The sequence below is a fragment of the Pantoea sp. SJZ147 genome (assembly GCF_007828605.1).
GTDB lineage: Bacteria > Pseudomonadota > Gammaproteobacteria > Enterobacterales > Enterobacteriaceae > Pantoea > Pantoea allii.
Map to the genome: position 1 here is coordinate 116971 of NZ_VIVB01000005.1, position 18170 is coordinate 135140.

The 18170-nt window shown below is 55.3% G+C and carries 16 protein-coding genes; 4 read left to right on the forward strand and 12 right to left on the reverse strand.

The genetic code is table 11. The annotated features are described in order from the left end of the window. Positions 1–38 precede the first annotated feature (38 nt). The gene (fabB, locus tag FBY13_RS09135) at positions 39–1259 is read right to left on the reverse strand and encodes a beta-ketoacyl-ACP synthase I (RefSeq protein ID WP_063880341.1); all 1221 of its coding nucleotides are present in this window, start codon (positions 1257–1259) and stop codon (positions 39–41) included. 152 nt (positions 1260–1411) lie between these two features. On the opposite strand from fabB, the gene mnmC reads away from it, so the two are divergent. Next, on the forward strand, positions 1412–3424 hold the full coding sequence (gene mnmC / locus FBY13_RS09140; protein ID WP_145393997.1) for a bifunctional tRNA (5-methylaminomethyl-2-thiouridine)(34)-methyltransferase MnmD/FAD-dependent 5-carboxymethylaminomethyl-2-thiouridine(34) oxidoreductase MnmC: 2013 nt from the start codon (positions 1412–1414) through the stop codon (positions 3422–3424). A 26-nt stretch (positions 3425–3450) separates the two neighbouring features. On the opposite strand, the gene FBY13_RS09145 is transcribed toward mnmC, so the two are convergent. The 6 genes from FBY13_RS09145 to prmB are packed head-to-tail and all read right to left on the reverse strand — an operon-like array spanning position 3451 to position 8035. Beyond that, positions 3451–3735 (reverse strand): YfcL family protein, encoded by a 285-nt coding sequence (locus tag FBY13_RS09145; RefSeq protein WP_063880343.1) that lies wholly within the window; start codon positions 3733–3735, stop codon positions 3451–3453. 34 nt (positions 3736–3769) lie between these two features. After that, positions 3770–4315, reverse strand: coding sequence for an elongation factor P hydroxylase (locus tag FBY13_RS09150; RefSeq protein ID WP_063880344.1), 546 nt, complete (start codon positions 4313–4315; stop codon positions 3770–3772). A 20-nt stretch (positions 4316–4335) separates the two neighbouring features. Further along, positions 4336–5139 carry a sulfite exporter TauE/SafE family protein gene (locus FBY13_RS09155; protein ID WP_063880345.1) on the reverse strand — a complete coding sequence of 268 codons (804 nt, stop codon included), beginning with the start codon at positions 5137–5139 and terminating at the stop codon, positions 4336–4338. An 8-nt stretch (positions 5140–5147) separates the two neighbouring features. Beyond that, positions 5148–5966: a penicillin-insensitive murein endopeptidase gene (gene mepA / locus FBY13_RS09160; RefSeq protein ID WP_096010911.1), complete on the reverse strand. Its 819-nt coding sequence runs from the start codon at positions 5964–5966 to the stop codon at positions 5148–5150. A 4-nt stretch (positions 5967–5970) separates the two neighbouring features. Beyond that, positions 5971–7056: a chorismate synthase gene (gene aroC / locus FBY13_RS09165; protein ID WP_063880347.1), complete on the reverse strand. Its 1086-nt coding sequence runs from the start codon at positions 7054–7056 to the stop codon at positions 5971–5973. A gap of 46 nt (positions 7057–7102) precedes the next feature. After that, on the reverse strand, positions 7103–8035 hold the full coding sequence (prmB, locus tag FBY13_RS09170) for a 50S ribosomal protein L3 N(5)-glutamine methyltransferase (protein ID WP_096010913.1): 933 nt from the start codon (positions 8033–8035) through the stop codon (positions 7103–7105). Between the two features lie 160 nt (positions 8036–8195). Here prmB and smrB point away from each other — a divergent pair, with 160 nt between their 5' ends. Both smrB and FBY13_RS09180 read left to right on the forward strand, forming a co-directional pair. Continuing rightward, positions 8196–8744: an endonuclease SmrB gene (gene smrB, locus FBY13_RS09175; protein WP_096010914.1), complete on the forward strand. Its 549-nt coding sequence runs from the start codon at positions 8196–8198 to the stop codon at positions 8742–8744. Between the two features lie 283 nt (positions 8745–9027). Then, entirely contained in the window at positions 9028–10848 is a 1821-nt protein-coding gene (locus FBY13_RS09180) for a methyl-accepting chemotaxis protein (RefSeq protein WP_145393998.1), read from the forward strand. A gap of 80 nt (positions 10849–10928) precedes the next feature. Here the strand turns inward: FBY13_RS09180 and sixA are convergent, their stop codons facing one another. From sixA to FBY13_RS09200, 4 genes are all read right to left on the reverse strand, one after another. Further along, positions 10929–11411, reverse strand: coding sequence for a phosphohistidine phosphatase SixA (gene sixA, locus FBY13_RS09185; protein ID WP_063880351.1), 483 nt, complete (start codon positions 11409–11411; stop codon positions 10929–10931). A gap of 201 nt (positions 11412–11612) precedes the next feature. Next, positions 11613–13733: a fatty acid oxidation complex subunit alpha FadJ gene (gene fadJ, locus FBY13_RS09190; RefSeq protein ID WP_145393999.1), complete on the reverse strand. Its 2121-nt coding sequence runs from the start codon at positions 13731–13733 to the stop codon at positions 11613–11615. Continuing rightward, positions 13733–15043, reverse strand: coding sequence for an acetyl-CoA C-acyltransferase FadI (gene fadI, locus FBY13_RS09195; protein WP_145394000.1), 1311 nt, complete (start codon positions 15041–15043; stop codon positions 13733–13735). The genes fadJ and fadI overlap by 1 nt, the downstream gene beginning before the upstream one ends. 162 nt (positions 15044–15205) lie before the next feature. Continuing rightward, positions 15206–15502, reverse strand: coding sequence for a YfcZ/YiiS family protein (locus FBY13_RS09200; protein WP_145394001.1), 297 nt, complete (start codon positions 15500–15502; stop codon positions 15206–15208). 357 nt (positions 15503–15859) lie between these two features. Here FBY13_RS09200 and fadL point away from each other — a divergent pair, with 357 nt between their 5' ends. After that, entirely contained in the window at positions 15860–17134 is a 1275-nt protein-coding gene (gene fadL / locus FBY13_RS09205; protein WP_063880355.1) for a long-chain fatty acid transporter FadL, read from the forward strand. A gap of 154 nt (positions 17135–17288) precedes the next feature. Here fadL and mlaA read toward each other — a convergent pair whose 3' ends face one another. Next, positions 17289–18053, reverse strand: coding sequence for a phospholipid-binding lipoprotein MlaA (gene mlaA, locus FBY13_RS09210; RefSeq protein WP_063880356.1), 765 nt, complete (start codon positions 18051–18053; stop codon positions 17289–17291). Between the last annotated feature and the right edge of the window lie 117 nt (positions 18054–18170).

The following is an 18170-nucleotide window of genomic DNA, read 5'->3' on the forward strand; positions in this document are numbered from 1 at the left end:
ACGTCATGCTAAGTGCAACATGACGTTTTAGTCCAGCGTTATGCCTGGTATTTGCGCATGGTCAGCGTGGCGTTGGTGCCACCAAAACCAAAGCTGTTAGACATCACGGTGGTCAGCGTTTTTTCTGTCGGCTGCGTCACGATGTTCATGCCTTCTGCCGCCGCATCCAGCGAGCTGATATTGATGCTTGGGGCAATAAAACTGTGCTCCAGCATTAGCAGCGAGTAGATGGCTTCCTGCACGCCCGCCGCCCCTAAGGAGTGGCCGGTCATCGCTTTGGTGGCAGAAATGTACGGCGTGTTGTCGCCAAACACTTCACGAATCGCGCCCAGTTCTTTGACATCACCGACCGGGGTAGAAGTACCGTGGCTGTTCAGGTAGTCGATTGGCGTGTCCACGCCGTGCATCGCCATCTTCATGCAGCGCACTGCGCCTTCACCCGATGGCGCGACCATGTCTGCACCATCTGAGGTTGCGCCGTAACCTACGATTTCAGCGTAAATGTGCGCACCACGTGCCAGTGCATGCTCCAGTTCCTCAACCACGACCATACCGCCGCCGCCCGCAATGACGAAGCCATCGCGTTCGTTATCATAGGTACGTGAGGCTTTTTCTGGCGTCTCGTTGTAACGCGTAGACAGTGCGCCCATTGCATCGAACTCACAGGCCATTTCCCAGCACAGCTCTTCGCCGCCGCCCGCAAAAACAATATCCTGTTTGCCCAGCTGAATCTGCTCAACCGCGTTACCAATACAGTGCGCAGAAGTCGCACAGGCTGAACTGATCGAATAGTTTACGCCGTGGATCTTAAACGGCGTAGCCAGACAGGCTGAAACGCCTGACGCCATCGCCTTGGTCACCACATAAGGGCCTACCGCTTTCAGACCGCGTGGGCTGCGCATGGCATCCGCACCAAAAACCTGAAAACGTGGGGAACCTCCGCCAGATCCTGCAATCAGACCAACGCGTGGATTGTTCTGGTAAGCCTCGTTGCTCAGGCCAGAATCTTTGATAGCCTCTTCCATAGAGAGGTAAGCATAGATGGACGCATCACTCATAAAACGCACAACTTTGCGATCGATGAGGCCAGTGGTATCGAGTTTAACGTTACCCCAGACGTGACTACGCATGCCGGAATCTTTCATCTCTTGGGAAAAAGTGATGCCTGAGCGGCCCTCACGCAGAGATGCCAGCACCTCTTGCTGGTTATTACCAATACTGGAAACGATCCCTAAGCCAGTAATCACAGCACGTTTCATTCAATCATCCTCACCACTTCTGTTATTTGACGAGCACTCTAGCTTACACTTGTACGCCGAACAAGTCCGATCAGCCATTTCCTTTTGTAAATTTGCGTCATGTCACGTCGACCGATAAAATCCTGACACTCCCTGAAAAATGAGCCTTTACTGTGAAACTGCCCCAGGTTGAACACGCCCAACTGAGCTGGAACGAACAGGGTACACCTGTTTCCCGAGCGTTTAACGACGTCTATTTTTCCAATGACAACGGTCTGGAAGAGACGCGGTATGTCTTTCTGGGTGGCAATGATTTCCCGCAACGCTTTCATCAGCATCCACGCGATCTGCTGATTGTTGCCGAAAGCGGTTTCGGCACAGGCCTTAATTTTCTGACGCTGTGGCAAGCCTTTGATTCCTTTCAGCGCCACCATCCTGATGCGGCCTTAAAACGACTGCATTTCATCAGCTTTGAAAAATTTCCGCTGACCCAGGCCGATTTGACGGCGGCGCATCAGCACTGGCCCGAACTGGCCCCCTGGGCTGAACAACTTCAGCGCCAGTGGCCCCTGGCACTGCCGGGCTGCCAACGTGTGTTATTTGATTCGGGCCGCATCACGCTGGATCTGTGGTTAGGCGATATTAATGCGCTAATTGATAATTTTGATGACAGTCTGCATCGTCAGGTCGATGCCTGGTTTTTAGATGGCTTTGCGCCGTCGAAAAACCCCGATATGTGGACGCCTGACCTGTTCCAGTCGATGGCAAAACTGGCGCGGCCGGGTGGCACCTTCGCGACCTTTACGGCGGCGGGTTTTGTGCGGCGCGGTTTGCAACAGGCGGGCTTTGCGGTGACCCGGCGTAAAGGGTTCGGGCCAAAACGGGAAATGCTGTGCGGTTCGCTTGAGACCGCACCCGCGCTGGCGCATCGCCAGCCCTGGTATGCGCGCCCTGCGCTGTCCGGCAAGGAGGTTGCCCTGATTGGCGGCGGCGTGGCAAGCGCCACGCTGGCCCTTGCGCTGCTGCGCCGGGGCTTTCAGGTAACGCTCTACTGTGCCGATGAGGCACCCGCTCTGGGCGCGTCCAGTAATCGCCAGGGCGCGCTGTATCCCCTGCTGAATCAGCACGATCCCGCGCTGGCCAGCTTCTTTCCTGCTGCATTCAGTTTCGCCCGTCGCCTGTATGACGCACTCGATCTCCCTTACGAACATGACTGGAGCGGTGTATTACAGTTGGGCTGGGACGAGAAAAGTGCCAGCAAGATTGCGCAGATGCTGAAGATGGCCTTACCGGCTGAGGTCGCTTACAGCGTCAATCGCGACGAGGCGGAGGCACTGGCCAACGTGGCGCTGGATTGTGGCGGCATCTTTTATCCGCTGGGTGGCTGGTTAGCCCCGGCCGAATTGACCTCTGCGTTGTTATCCCACGGTGAACGACTCGGATTGCGTGTTCACTGGCTGCACCGCGTCACCGCGCTGGAGCCGCATTCGCAAGGCTGGCAGTTGACCTTCAGTGAACAACCCGCCACCTGCCACCAGGCTGTGGTGCTGGCCAACGGTCATGCGATTACCCATCTGCCCCAGACCGACTCGCTGCCGGTTTATCCGGTCGCCGGCCAGGTCAGTCATATTCCGGCTTCACCCGCGTTATCGGCGCTGAAAACGGTGCTCTGTTATGACGGTTATCTCACCCCAGCCAGCCCACAGTTTGGGACGCACTGTATCGGCGCCAGTTATCACCGTGGCGATACGTCGACGGCCTACCGTGAAGATGACCAGCAGCAAAACCGCAGCCGTCTGCAGCACTGCCTGCCCCACAGCAGGTGGGTGGATGAAGTGGACGTCAGCCAGGGCGAGGCGCGCAATGGCGTGCGCTGCGCCACCCGGGACCATTTGCCCATGGTGGGCAGCGTGCCGGATTACGCGGCGACGCTTGCCACCTATGCGGATCTTGCACAGCAACGCACCCGCGAAGCAGAAAGCGAAACGGCACCGTATTTTTCAGGGCTTTATGTGTTTGGCGCGCTTGGCTCACGTGGATTGTGCAGTGCGCCCCTGGCGGCAGAAGTGCTGGCAGCTCAGCTCAGCGGCGAACCCCAGCCGCTGGATGCCAGCACGCTGGCAGCGCTCAATCCAAATCGTTATTGGGTAAGAAAATTGCTGAAGGGCAAAAAAGCGGGGAACTAGCACGGGCGGCGTACCGCCCCGTGCATTCAGGCAGACTGCTGGCGGGCCTGTAAAAACAGGTTATCCCACATACCAATCACCAGCGCCTGATCCCGGGGCGATAATTCTCCGGCGGCGATAGCGTTTTGCAGGCTTCGTGTCACCTGGATCTGTAACGCTTGCGGCGTGTGTTCGTCCAGGCGTTCCACTTCCGCCACTGCCAGCGTGAGGTGGCCACGCAGATAACCGCTGGCAAATAGCTCATCGTCACTGGCGTGCTCAACCATGTCGTCAATCAGGGCCAGAATACGTGCCTCAAATTCTGCGATCATCTCATCATTCCTCTGTTATTAAGTCCCTTCTGCATCACAAATCGTCCGGCCAGGGAAATTGCGATGCGGTCAGAGAAGGCCTGCCATAATAGTCAGCCAGGGCTGAAATAAAGCGTGCGGGACGGGCAGGAATACCCGACGCCAGGTAGTTCATGACCTGGGCATGAACCTTTCGCTGGAACACAATGCGATCTGGCTCACAATCTCCTTCGAGATTGTCACAACTGACGTTGAAGGGAAAGCCTGCAGCCACACAAAACATCCATTCCAGCGCCTGCGGCTTAACCTCTACCGCTTCGAACTGGCTTTGCGTTTGCGCGTCGCGACCATCCGGACAATACCAGTAACCAAAATCCACCAGCTTGCGCCGGGCTTCACCCGCGATGCACCAGTGCGAAATTTCATGTAACGCGCTGGCGTAATATCCATGAGCAAACACCACCCGATTCCATGGCGATTCGTCATCCGCAGGAAGATAGATCGGTTCGTCATCGCCTTTAATTAGACGGGTCTGAAAGTCGTGGCTAAAGCAATCATCAAACAGCGCGATCAGCTGTTCGTAGTTATGAGTTGTTGTCATTAAGTCATCACGTAAAAGTATTACAGATTCAGCGTGGTCAGCCAGGCCATCAATTCACTGCCGTGGCTGTCCCAGAGCAGTTTGGCGCTCATGACCGCCGAAACGATTACCACCATCGGGCGGATCAGCTTTTGTCCACGTGCCAGCACCAGCCTTGCACCCAGCCGGGCGCCACAAAATGCCCCCAGCATCATGATAAGCCCTGTGCCCCACACCACTTTGCCACCAAATATAAAAAACAGCAGGCTACCAAAGTTGGAGGTGAAGTTAAGCAGCTTGGCGTGCGCGGTGGCTTTTGCCAGGTTATAGCCGCACAGCGTAACGAAGGCCAGTGCGTAGAATGAGCCGGCACCCGGCCCAAAAAAACCGTCATAAAAGCCGACACAGCCACCGCCAATCAGGGCGAAAGGCAGCCCCTGCAGACGGTGAACGCGGTCTTCTTCACCGATACGTGGCATCAGCAGAAACCACATGCCGATAGCGATTAACAGCAGCGGCAACACCTGACGCAGCATATCAGCCTGCAGGTGCTGGATGAGAATGGCCCCGCCAATCGACCCCAAAAAGGTCATGGCGATATTCAGCCGCTGCTCGCTGAGTCGGATGGCCCCGCGCCGGACAAAATAGAGGCTGGATGAGAAAGATCCGCCGACCGATTGCAGCTTGTTGGTCGCCAGCGCCTGCGCCGGTGACAGCCCGGCAGCCAGCAAAGAGGGAACCGTTAACAGTCCGCCGCCGCCCGCAATCGAGTCAATGAACCCAGCCAGCAGGGCAATAAAAAATAGCAGCACAACCAACAGCGGGCTGACAACGAACCATTCCATGGGAACCCTTACAGTAAATGTTTATCCAGCAGTGCCTGACAGGCCGCAGGCAGCGGCGGTGGCTCACGTTTCACCGGCGCAGAACCAGGCTGTTTGGGCAAAAACCAGCTCTGAAGTTCGGCTCCACAGCCATCACCCGCAGGCGGTGGGGCCTGCTCTTCACACTCGGTGCTGCCCTGAGGACAGCGCAAGCGGACGTGCATGTGCGCGCGATGCGCAAACCAGGGACGCACTTTTCGAAGCCAGCCGCGATCGCTACCCGCATCAGCACAAAGCTGCTTTTTAATCGCCGGATTGACGAAGATACGTGTCACATCCTCATCTTTCGCCGCCAGTTTGATCAGGCTATCGATTTCAGGCTGCCAGTGACGCGCCACCACGTTCTTGTCGTCAGCGGTGACGAGATCCAACGGCTGCGGTTTAAGGAGTTGCTGCGCGCTCCAGCGGGTTTTAGGCAGTTGTAGCCAAATATCGACGTCCAGCCCGGTTTGGTGGCTGGCATGTCCACTGCTAAAGCGCCCGCCTGCCGCCATGCCCATATCGCCAATCAGCACGTTTCCCAGTTGGAGGTTATGTGCCTGGGTCGCCAGGCGCTGAATAAACAGGATCAGATCGGGATGACCGAAATAACGGCGCTGATCCTGGCGCATGACCTGATAATCCGGCGAGTTAAGCGGCAACGCCTGGGCACCCACGATACAGCCGTTGGCAAAGCCCCCAATCGCATTGGGCTCACCCGCAACAGGGTGCTGGATACGTTGCCACGGCGTTGCCGCCAGGCTGGAGGCACTCAGCAGGAGCGCACTCACCATCAGCAAGATTTTCATAGGCTCACCAACGTGGCACCGTCGAGTTAACCTCACCGCACTGTGCGCGCTGGCGCAGCAGATGATCCATCAGCACGATCGCCATCATGGCTTCTGCAATGGGTACGGCACGGATGCCCACACAAGGATCGTGACGACCTTTGGTGATCATCTCCACTTCCTCGCCATCGCGGGTGATGGTTTTACCCGGTACGGTAATACTGGAGGTCGGTTTCATGGCCAGATTCGCGCTAATCGTCTGGCCGCTGCTGATGCCGCCGAGGATACCGCCTGCATGATTGCTCTGAAAACCGGTAGCGCGGATTTCATCACGATGTTGACTGCCGCGCTGATTCACTACGGCAAAACCGTCGCCGATTTCCACACCTTTCACCGCGTTAATGCTCATGAGCGCATGCGCGAGGTCAGCATCCAGGCGATCAAAAACCGGTTCGCCCAGGCCTGGTGGGACATTTTCCGCCATAACCGTGACCCTGGCCCCAATCGAATCCCCTTCTTTCTTCAGGGCGCGCATCAGTTCATCCAGCGCCTCCAGCTTGTCGGCATCCGGGCAAAAGAAGGGATTCTGTTCAACGATGCTCCAGTCTTTCAGTTCGCAGGCAACGTCGCCGATCTGCGCCAGATAGCCGCGAACCAGGATACCGTGCTTCATCTGCAGGTATTTTTTAGCAATCACGCCGGCCGCCACGCGCATCGCGGTTTCGCGTGCCGATGAACGGCCACCGCCACGGTAGTCACGCGTGCCGTATTTTTGCTCATAGGTGTAATCCGCATGGCCCGGACGGAACAGGTCTTTGATGGCACCGTAATCCTGCGAACGTTGATCGGTATTCTCGATCAGCAGGCCAATCGAGGTACCGGTGGTGATGCCGTCAAAGACACCGGACAAAATTTTCACCTGATCCGGCTCACGGCGCTGGGTGGTGTAGCGCGACGTTCCCGGACGGCGACGATCAAGATCGTGCTGAATATCGGCTTCGGTTAACGGAATGCCCGGCGGCACGCCATCAACGATACAGCCCAGGGCAATACCGTGAGATTCACCAAACGTGGTGACGCGAAAGAACTGTCCGATGCTGTTTCCGGCCATTGAGATTCCTTGTTACGGTTTGACGGGCGAAAGTTCGCCCACCCTTTTAGTCTTTATAAAATGAGAAATGGTGCTGTGCATCAACGATCTGCTGACGGGTGAGCATAAAGACGCCGTCACCGCCGTTGTCGAACTCCAGCCAGGTGAAAGGCACGTCAGGATATTGCTCCATCATATGCACCATGCTGTTACCCACTTCGCAAATCAGCACGCCCTGTTCGCTCAAATAGCCCGGCGCGCAGGCGAGGATGCGGCGCACCAGTTTAAGCCCGTCGCTGCCCGCAGCCAGACCCAGTTCGGGTTCATGCTGATATTCGCTCGGCAGGTCGTCCATATCTTCCGCATCAACATAAGGCGGGTTAGTCACGATCAGATCGTACTGTACCGGCGGCAGTTCGCGGAACAGATCGGCGCGAATCGGCGTCACGTGATGCATCAGACCGTGCTCTTCAATATTCTGCTCGGCCACCGCCAGCGCATCATGAGAAATATCCACCGCATCGACTTCAGCTTCCGGGAACGCATAGGCACAGGCAATCGCAATACAGCCGCTGCCGGTACACATGTCCAGAATATGACGCGGTTTTTCCGTCACTAAACCGGCAAAGCGGTTTTCAATCAGTTCACCAATCGGTGAACGAGGCACCAGAACGCGTTCATCAACGTAAAACTCATGGCCGCAGAACCAGGCTTTGTTGGTGAGATAGGCGACCGGGATACGCTCGTTCACGCGGCGAATGACGCGCTCGACGATGCGATGGCGTTCGCTGGCTGTCAGGCGCGCGTTACGCATATCTTCCGGGATATCTAAGGGTAACCACAGCGTGGGCAGAACCAGCTGGACAGCTTCGTCCCAGGGATTATCTGTGCCGTGTCCGTACCAGATTCCGGCAGCGGTAAAGCGGCTTACCGACCAGCGCAGCATATCCTGAATGGTGTGCAGTTCATTCACTGCCTCATCGACGAAAATTTTGTCCACGTAGCCCTCCGCAGGCCTTTTACTAAATCGGCCGATAGTTTGCCACGAAGCCGAGGAGAATTCAGCGCGGCAAGGTGAAAAAGCTGACAATTAATGACGGTTAACGGTAAGGTATCGGCTTCTGCTGTTAATCAGCCACCTCAGATATGATTTACGAATAATGAGTAAAAAAAACCCCCTGAGCCAGGATGATCAAGCGCTGTTTCGCCAGTTGATGACGGGCACGCGTCAATTAAAACAAGACACTATCGTGCACAAACCGGCAGTGAAAACCCGGGAAGTCCCGATAAAAAGACTGCTGTCTGAACAAGCGGATAACAGCCACTACTTTTCAGATGAATTCCAGCCGCTGCTGTCCACTGAAGGGGCAACGCGCTATGTTCGTGCCGACGTGAGCCATTTTGAACTGAAGAAGCTGCGCCGGGGTGACTACACGCCAGAGATTTTTCTTGATCTGCACGGGCTGACCCAGATGCAAGCCAAGCAGGAGTTAGGCGCGTTGATTGCCGCCTGTCGTCGCGAACACCTTTTTTGTGCCAGCGTGATGACCGGACATGGTAAACATATTTTAAAGCAACAAACGCCACTGTGGCTGGCCCAGCATCCCTGGGTGATGGCCTTTCACCAGGCACCCAAAATGTTTGGCGGCGATGCCGCGTTATTAGTCCTTATTGAAATTGAAGAGTGGCAACCGCCAGAACTGCCTTGATATTCAGGCAGAAAAACGTCTTAAGCCCCTTGCCCTGCCGTCCCGCTTGTTCCCCCTTTGCCGGGGGAATCCGCGCCACTGCGTTACACCTTCTTCCCTGATCACGCGTCATTCCGTCCCTTATTGGCCTGGCGTTCTGCTGGTTTCTGTTCAGGCTGACGCAGACTATTTGCTTAAGAAACTATTTATACTGAATACAATTTTCCCGCTGCCGATAACGTTCAGGCATTTAGGCATATTACGTTTGAACATTATTGGCACATTGACCAAGGGAACTTTTTGAATGAGCGGGTTGAGTAATTTTTTTGAGAATTTAAAAGTGGGCAAAAAGCTCATGCTCGGTTTTGGGCTTATTTTATTGTTGAGTCTGGCTGTCGCGATATGCGGCATTAAAAATCTGAATGACATTAGCGTGCGGGCCGAAAAGCTCAGGGAGCTTAAAAGCGTCAATGACCGGTTTTCACAGGCCAAAGATGCCCGCCTGCAATTCGTTAAAACACATGATGAAAAATTCATCGTTCTGAACGAAGACATGCTGAAAGAGGTAGATCAGAACTTGAAAAACCTGGGCGTTTTTCGTTGGGATGACAGTCAGCAGGCAATGATTACCGCGATGCCGTCGGCCATTGCCACTTACCGGCAGAAACGGGCCGGTACCGTGCAGGCCGTCCGTGACGGTACGCAGGCGCTGACGAATCTCTCCGTGGCTGATGAGATGCGTGCTATTGGTCAGCTCGCCGCAAGCAATAACGGTGACGCGCAGACCGCCGCCGCGTTGCAGGAGATCAATAAGCATTTGAGCGGCGTAGCGGTGCGGGTGAAACTCTTTGGCCTTGAGCATAAAGATGAAGATCGCAATGTGCTCAGCAGCTTCCTCACTGAAACCGTCGGACTTATTGCGCAGATCAAATCTCGGCTTAACCCCGCAGACGCTGCAGCAATCGACAAAATCAGTGAACAGCTCGTGACAAAACAAGCGGATATCAGCGCGATGATGGCCTCGGTAAAAGCGGGCGAAGAGGCAACAGCCGAACTGGCGGCAGCAGGCAAAACCCTGACCGATATGAGCAATGCGTTGTTCACCCAACAGCTGGACGCCACTAATCACGATGCCAGACAAGCCGTTTGGCTGATGGCGACCATTGTTATTGGTGCCATCATTGCGGGTATTCTTATTGCGCTGTTTATTACCCGCCAGCTGACGCGTCCCTTATCTGAGCTTCTGCATATTGCCCGACAAATGGCACGTGGCGATCTCAGCACCGTGATGCACACCTCTCGCCGGGATGAACTGGGCGAACTCATGCATGCGGTAGGTGAAATGAGTGATGAACTGCGCCGGATTATCAGCGGTATCCGCAGCGGCGTCACCAGCGTGAGTCAGGCGTCGGCAGAAATCGCCTCCGGGAATAATGACTTGTCTGCGCGAACGGAAAGTCAGGCGGCCGCCCTTGCGCAAACGGCAGCCAGCATGGAGCAGCTGACATCCACCGTAAAACAGAATGCCGATAATATTCATCATTCCAGCAGACTGGCGCAGGAAACCTTCGACACGGCCAGCCGTGGCGGACAACTGGTTACCAGCGTGGTCAGCACGATGAATGAAATTTCTGCCAGCTCAGGAAAAATCTCGGAGATCACCTCCGTGATTAACAGCATCGCGTTTCAGACCAATATTCTGGCACTGAACGCTGCGGTCGAAGCGGCACGGGCCGGCGAACAGGGTCGGGGTTTTGCCGTCGTCGCCAGTGAAGTGAGAAACCTGGCGCAGCGCAGCGCGTTAGCCGCGAAAGAAATCGAAACGCTGATTCAGGATTCGGTTGCCCGTATCAGCGCGGGTTCGCAACTGGTCAGTCAGACAGGCAACACCATGGGTGAAATCGTTACCTCAGTCAGCAATGTGACAGAGATACTGAACGAGATTTCTCAGGCATCTGAAGAGCAGAACCGCGGCATTGCGCAGGTGGGCGTGGCTATCGTTGAAATGGATAACGTGACGCAGCAAAACGCGGCGTTAGTGGAACAGTCCTCTGCGGCGGCCAGTGCGCTTCATGACCAGGCACAAACGCTGGCAGGCTCGGTATCACGTTTTGTGATTGCGTAATCTGTTCGGGAAAAGCCTGACGGGATGGTTGTTCCGTTGAGGATTCATGCATGTTCGGGCCATTTTATGGCCCGACATCATTACATGGCTTTCGCCAGTTTTTTCGGGCTAATCTGCCACAGCAATGTGCCCTGGCTTTCAGCGGGATCGAAGTCAACGCAGGCGATTGCAGAAGTGGCAAACATTGGCGGTGTTTCCTGGGGGCACAGTTCCGACACCAGGTATCCCACCAACGGTAAGTGAGAGATCACCAGCACCGATTTCACTCCTTCATTGGCCAGCGCCTGCAAATGGCATCCCACCAGACCGGGATCGCCGCCGGGCGTGAGTTCCGGCAAAATATCCTCACCGTCTGGCAAAGGAAAGGCCTCACGAAACGTGGCGAGCGTTTGCTGCGCACGCAGATAAGGACTGACCAGTACACGTTCAATGTCAACAGACTGACCTTTTAACCAGTTTGCCATTTGACGTGATTCGTCACATCCACAAAGCGTTAAAGGCCTGACCGAATCACTGGCAGCCTCAAGAGCCGCATCGCCGTGACGCATGATAAAAACTTGCATAAAGCACCGCTGTAGTTTGTCGACATCGCCTGATGCATTCGCGTCAGGCGCTTCATTCTGCGAATGAACGTCGTGTTGTACCCTAATGACTTCAGTATAGTCAACCGGTTGTTTATTAAATAAGCACCTGTCAGATTCGTGTAGCGCCTCACGCTTGTGCGGCGCGTTTCTAACCCCCTGAATCAGGATGGGTATTCGTATTTATGAAGAAGTGTAAAACTTTGTCTGCTGTTCCGCCGCGCGCAGCAGTGCGTCACAGGGCGCAAAACGGTCACCGTATTGCTGCTCAAGCCGCGTTAATCTGCTCACAACCTCTGCTGCGCCCAGCCTGTCAATGTAATGAAACGGCCCTCCCAGGAACGGCGGAAAGCCAATGCCAAACACGGCACCGATATCACCGTCCCGCGGCGAGCGAATAACCTGCTCATCCAGACAGCGCACCGCTTCGTTTAACATCATCAACACACAACGCTCGGCAATCTGCGCGCCACTCTGCGTCTTCACCGGTTTACGCTTCAATAAGCTGTACACCGCGGGATCGACTTTTTTGCGCGCGAATCGCGATGATCCATACAGATAAAACCCCTTACCGTTTTTACGCCCTTTGCGTCCATCCTGAATCACCGCATCCAGCGCAGAAGGCGCAGCAAACCGCTCGCCATAAGCCTGCTGTAACCCCGGAGAGATTTTACTGCCGACATCAATCCCCACTTCATCCAGCAACTGAACGGGCCCGACCGGGAAACCAAACTTCACCAGTGCCCGATCGATGTGATCGATCGGCTCCCCTTCCACCACACAGCGCATGGCTTCATTGATGTAAGGCGTCAGAATACGGTTGACGTAAAAGCCCGGTTTGTCCGCCACCACTATCGGCGTTTTACCCTGTTTTCGTGCCAGCGTGACCGTGCTGGCCAGCGTTTCAGGTGAGGTTGTCGCATGCGGAATCACCTCCACCAGCGGCATTTTTTCTACCGGACTAAAGTAATGCAGACCGATGATGTTCTGCGGACGCTGGGCCGTCGCGGCAATCTCCGCAATAGGGAGCGATGACGTGTTAGACGCAAAGATCGTATCAGGCTGACAATGCGCCTCGACGTCGGCCACCATCTGCCTTTTAAGCGCCAGATCCTCAAACACCGCCTCAATGACCATATCGCGGTGAGCAAAACCCTGATAATCCGTGCCGCCGCTGATGCGTGCCATCTGCTGCTGACGCTGCGCCGGACTTAACTGCCGACGTTTCACTTTTTTACCGAGCAGCGCCCAACTGGTTTGCAGCGCATGATTGATGCCTTGCAGGCTGATGTCTTTGATGCGCACCGGCAACCCGGCATTCATGGCGCTGACGCTGGCGATCCCGCCGCCCATCAGTCCGCCCCCCAAAACCCCAACCCGCTGGATGAGTCGTGGTTCGGCACGGGTCCCGTTCTCTTTCTTCAGCGCTGTTGAGGCAAAAAACAGACTGCGCAGGGCGGCCGACTCGGGCGTCATCGCCAGCTCGCCAAACGCGCGTGCCTCGGCGGCATAACCGGCCTGGCTGTTCTGCTCCAGGCCGATGCGTACCACCTCGATGATGCGCTGTGCCGCAGGATAGTTTCCCTGCGTTTTACGGTCGGTTTCACGCCTGACCAGCGCGAAAAGCGCCTGGCGAGCCACCGGGCCTTGCAGCAGTCGATCGCGCAATGGCAGCGGCGCTCTGCGGAATTTTCCTTTTTTTACCTGCGCAATGGCGGTATCCAGCAGAATGGCCTGCGGCACGGCATCATCCACAATGCCCAGCTTTTTCGCCTGTTTTGCTCGCAGATTTTTACCGGTAAGAATGAGCGGTAGCGCTTTCTGCACGCCGATTAAGCGAGGCAGACGCTGGGTACCGCCCGAGCCCGGCAGTAATCCCAACTGTACCTCCGGCAGGCCGATGCGGGTTTTATCATCCAGCGAGCAGATGCGCGTGTTACAGGCCAGCGCCAGCTCAAGACCACCGCCCAGGCAGGCACCGTGGATCGCTGCCACCACCGGAAAAGGTAAGGCTGCGATAGCGGCCATCACCTCCTGTCCTTGTCTCGCCAGCGCTTCCGCCTCATGGGCGTTTCGACAACGATCGATCATGCTGATATCGGCACCTGCAACAAAGTTGTCAGGCTTGCCGGAAATCAGCACCAGCCCCAGCAACTGCGGGTTCTTGCGCGCCTGCGCGATGATCGCCGCAATCTGTGCCGCAAACTCCGCCTTTAGCGTATTCATCTTTTCATCTGGCACATCAATGGTGATAACGCCAACGTGATCGTCCCGCATCTGTAATGTGAAAGCGCTCTGTTCCATTATTCGGCCTCCAGAACCATTGCTGCACCTAAACCCCCGGCGGCACAGGCCGTGACTAAACCCAGCCCCCCGCCCCGGCGGCGTAATTCATTTAACGTCTGGGTGATCATGCGCGCACCGGTGGCGGCAAAGGGATGCCCAAAGGCGATCGATCCGCCCGAGACGTTAAAGCGCGCCTCGTCGACCTCGCCCAGCGCATGCGGACGGTTTAACACGTCCCGGGCAAAGCGTTCATCACGGAACATTTTTAAATTGCTTAACGTCTGCGCCGCGAACGCCTCGTGCATATCTATCAGGGTTAAATCACTTAGCGTGATTCCGGCGCGATCCAGCGCTAAAGGTGAAGCATAGGCCGGCCCTAGCAGCATGTCCTGCCAGACGTCGATAGCGGTAAACGCATAGCTGCGTAAGTAGCCCAGCGGCTGTAACCCGAGCTCTTTTGCCCGGCCTTCACGCATCAAGATGACCGCCGCCGCACCGTCGGTAAGCGGCGTGCTGTTTGCCGCGGTGACAGTACCGTGCTGACGGTCAAACGCCGGACGCAGTCGGGCATAGTCGGCGGCTTTCGCGTCCATGCGCACATTATTATCCTGTTCAATGGGCGTTTTCCACGGCAGCACAAAAGCGGCCATCACTTCCTGATTCAGCACGCCTGACTGCCAGGCCTGGGCTGCACGCTGATGCGATCGCAAGGCCAGCGCGTCCTGCTCTTCCCGGCTAATGCCGTGCGTTTTCGCCATCTGTTCTGCAGTATCACCCATGCGTAATCCTGTGGAATATTCCGCGACCGCAGGCGGCACCGGTAACAGATCTCGGGGCCGCAACCGCCGTAGAATATGTAACTTCTGCGAAAGGCTGCGCGCTTTATTCATGTCCACCAGCGCACGCGCCAGCGTTTTACTCACCCCGACAGGCAACACCGAGGAGGAGTCAGCCCCGCCCGCAATGCCCGCAGAAATGGTACCGGCCAGTAAGCTTTCAGTGACGTTTGCCACCGCCTGAAAGCTGGTGGCGCAGGCCCGGCTGACGCTGTAGGCGTCGGTATTCACACTCAGGCCACTGCTCAGCACAATCTCACGCGCAATATTCGGTGCTTCCGGCATCTGCACCACCTGCCCGAAGACCAGTTGTTCGATGATGTCGACCGGAAGCTCACTGCGGGCCATGATTTCGCTTATCACCATGCGGCCCAGCTCGACCGCTGGGATGCCATGAAATCCCGTGGCCTGGCGAAGGAAAGGTGTACGTAATCCGTGGGTTATGGCGATGCGCTCGCCATTACGCGTCAGCAGTGACTGCGCTTTGCTCATTGTTTTCACCTGTACATCGTGACCAAGGCATCATTGCCGAAAGAGGTCTGACCTGATCCACAGTGTTAACCACAAGCCGGGGCGCCGCCAACATCAGGAGGAGAAAAGTGAGATGAGAAACACGAAAAAGAAAAACGCCGCACAGAAGCGGCGTCGAAAGTCTTAACGTAAACCGAGTTGGAAAATCAGGGTTTCAGCCTGACAGCTAAAGGTGAAATCGATATTAAGCTGCACGCCGTCGGCCTCTTCCACCATGCTGGCTTGAATAACGCAGGGTTCGGACTCGACCTGCCGCGCTTTTTCAGTCAGGCGGGCCAGTTTACTTTCCGCCTCGGCACGCTGGGCAAACCATTCTGACCAGCTGGCCGTACAGTCCGAATTATCCATCACCGTACCGACATCGACACAACAGCACGCGGCCGTTTCTGTCGCGCTACATTTTTTTAAAGCATCAGTCATGGGTCTCTCCTGACAACACATCATAAGGTGGGTAATTTTCTGCTAAAAATTTTACGCCTTCGTTTTTCAGGCTGCCAGACACACCGCGCTAAGTGACGAATATCACAATAAAATTTGATATGGATCAGTTTTAATCCTGCCTCGCTTGCCGTTTTATCCTGAGAAGTGTTAAGCAGATCGAATTTTCATCGATCAAATTGGAAATATTTTAAAAACAATATTGCAACATGTGTACAGGTCGGACCTATACTCTCCGCACTGGTCTGATATGTGCATTTGACATCAGTCCATACAATCCGCCGTTCCTTGTTACGCGACGTCACAACGTTAAATAATAATTCACATGAGGTTGTGGTCATGAACCATAAAAACCTGTTCGCAAAGTCAGCCGTGGCAGCTGCAGTAGCGCTTATTTCCTCTAACGTTTACGCAGCCGGATTTCAGTTAAATGAATTTTCTTCCATTGGTTTAGGTCGCGCTTATTCTGGCGAAGGCGCAATGGGTGATACGGCGGCCTCAGCCAGTCGTAACCCGGCAACCATGGCACTCATGGATCGCCCTGAGTTTTCAATCGGTGCGGTTTATATTGATCCTCAGGTCGATATCAGTGGGCAAAGTCCATCGGGACGCAGTCTGGATGCGAAAAACATCGCCCCCAATCAGTGGATCCCTAACCTGCATTACGTCCAGCCGATTAACGATCAATGGTGGGTTGGCGCATCAGCCACCTCTAACTACGGCCTGGCGACAGAATTTAACGATGGCTATACCGCGGGGGGATTCGGCGGTAAAACCGACCTGATGACCGCTAACCTGAACCTCAGCACCGCTTATCGTCTGAATGAGCATTTCAGCTTCGGTGTGGGCTTTGACGCTGTTTATGCCAAAGCAAAAATTGAGCGTTATGCTGGCGAATCCTTCTCTGCACTCGGCATTCCGGCTGATACGCAGATTGCCCGCCTGAAAGGTGACAAATGGGGCTACGGCTGGAACGCCGGTATTTTGTATGAAGTGGATGAAAATAACCGTTTCGGTTTCACCTACCGCTCTGAAGTGAAAGTCGATTTCGATGGGGATTACAAAAGTAATCTGCCCGCCGCTATCAATGCCTTTAATCTTCCCGGTGCACCTTTTGGCACAAGCGGTAATACCATTCCGGGGTCACTAACCCTGAACCTGCCAGAAATGTGGGAAGTTTCAGGCTGGCATAAAGTGGCACCGCAGTGGGCCGTGCACTATAGCCTGGCCTATACCAGCTGGAGCCAGTTCCAGGAGCTGAAAGCGACGGGCTCAAACGGCCAGACGCTGTTTTACAAAGATGAGGGTTTCCATGATGCCTACCGCATCGCACTGGGTACCACCTATCAGTACGACAAAAACTGGACCTTCCGCAGCGGTATTGCCTTTGATGACAGCCCGGTTCCGGCAGATAAACGTTCTATCTCTATCCCGGATCAGGACCGTTTGTGGCTGAGTGCCGGTGCCTCTTATGCGTTTAACGACGCTGCATCGGTAGACGTCGGCGTGTCTTACATGCACGGTCAGAAAGTCACCGTACAGGAAGGCAACTATACCTTTAACTCCAGCGGTAAAGCCTGGCTGTATGGCGCGAGCTTTAACTACAAGTTCTGATGCGCTAGACGCATAAAAAAAGCGACACTGCGTGTCGCTTTTTTATTGTCCAACGATCATCAACGTTATCAGGACGACAGCGTAACAGCCTTACGTCATCCTGCGCCGTTCTTAAGGCCGCCCTTTGCACAGGCGGCTTTTCACTGGCCGTGGCTTACTGAGAATCAATATCTTTCAGATCGCCCTGAATCGCCGCAGCGTTAGGATTATCTTCTGGCTTCAACTTGCCGCCGCGCGCCAGGAAGTCATAGCGCTGGAAATAGGCGCTACGCACAAAGGCGTAAGGATCGCGTTGCTGTTTCAGGATGGCATCCGAGTCCAGCAGTTGCGCGCGTGATTCAATGCCTTCCAGCGTCCATTTACCAATCGACATGGGCCAGGTCAACCAGCCAAGCACAGGATAAAGCGTATCGACGTAGTCACCGCCGTCCTGACGCACCGTGAAGCTCCCATAGCCAGGTAACTGCACATAAGGACCGTAACCCACACCATAATGACCCAGCGTAGTACCAAAACGCTGCGATCCCTGACGTGCCAGTTCCGGATTGGCTTTACCGGCGACATCGATGAAACCGCCCAGCCCCAGCACCGTATTCAGGAAGAAGCGCGTAAAGTGGATACCCGCGTTACGCGGATCGCCGACCAGGATAGCATTCACCATACTGGCTGGCTCGCCAAGGTTACCCAGGAAGTTGCTCAGGCCAGCACGTGCAGGCACGGGCACGTAGTCGCGCCAGGCGACTGCCACAGGGCGCAGCACGTACGGGTCCAGCACGTTATAGTTGAAGTTGAACATTGTGCGGTTAAAGCCTTCAAGCGGATCGCTACGCCCTGCAGGCGCGTCGTCGTCAGGCTTTGAACTGGCACAACCAACCAGAAGCACACTGGCCAAGGCCAGGCTGGTCAGGCGGTGATCCATTTTTTTCTCCCTGTGCATGTAAGTTATTTATACCCTGCAAGTTTCACCGGGTAGATCAGCGCATTGCAGCAAGCATAGCTGATATCTCCCGTGCGGTTCACAGATTCAGACATTGCC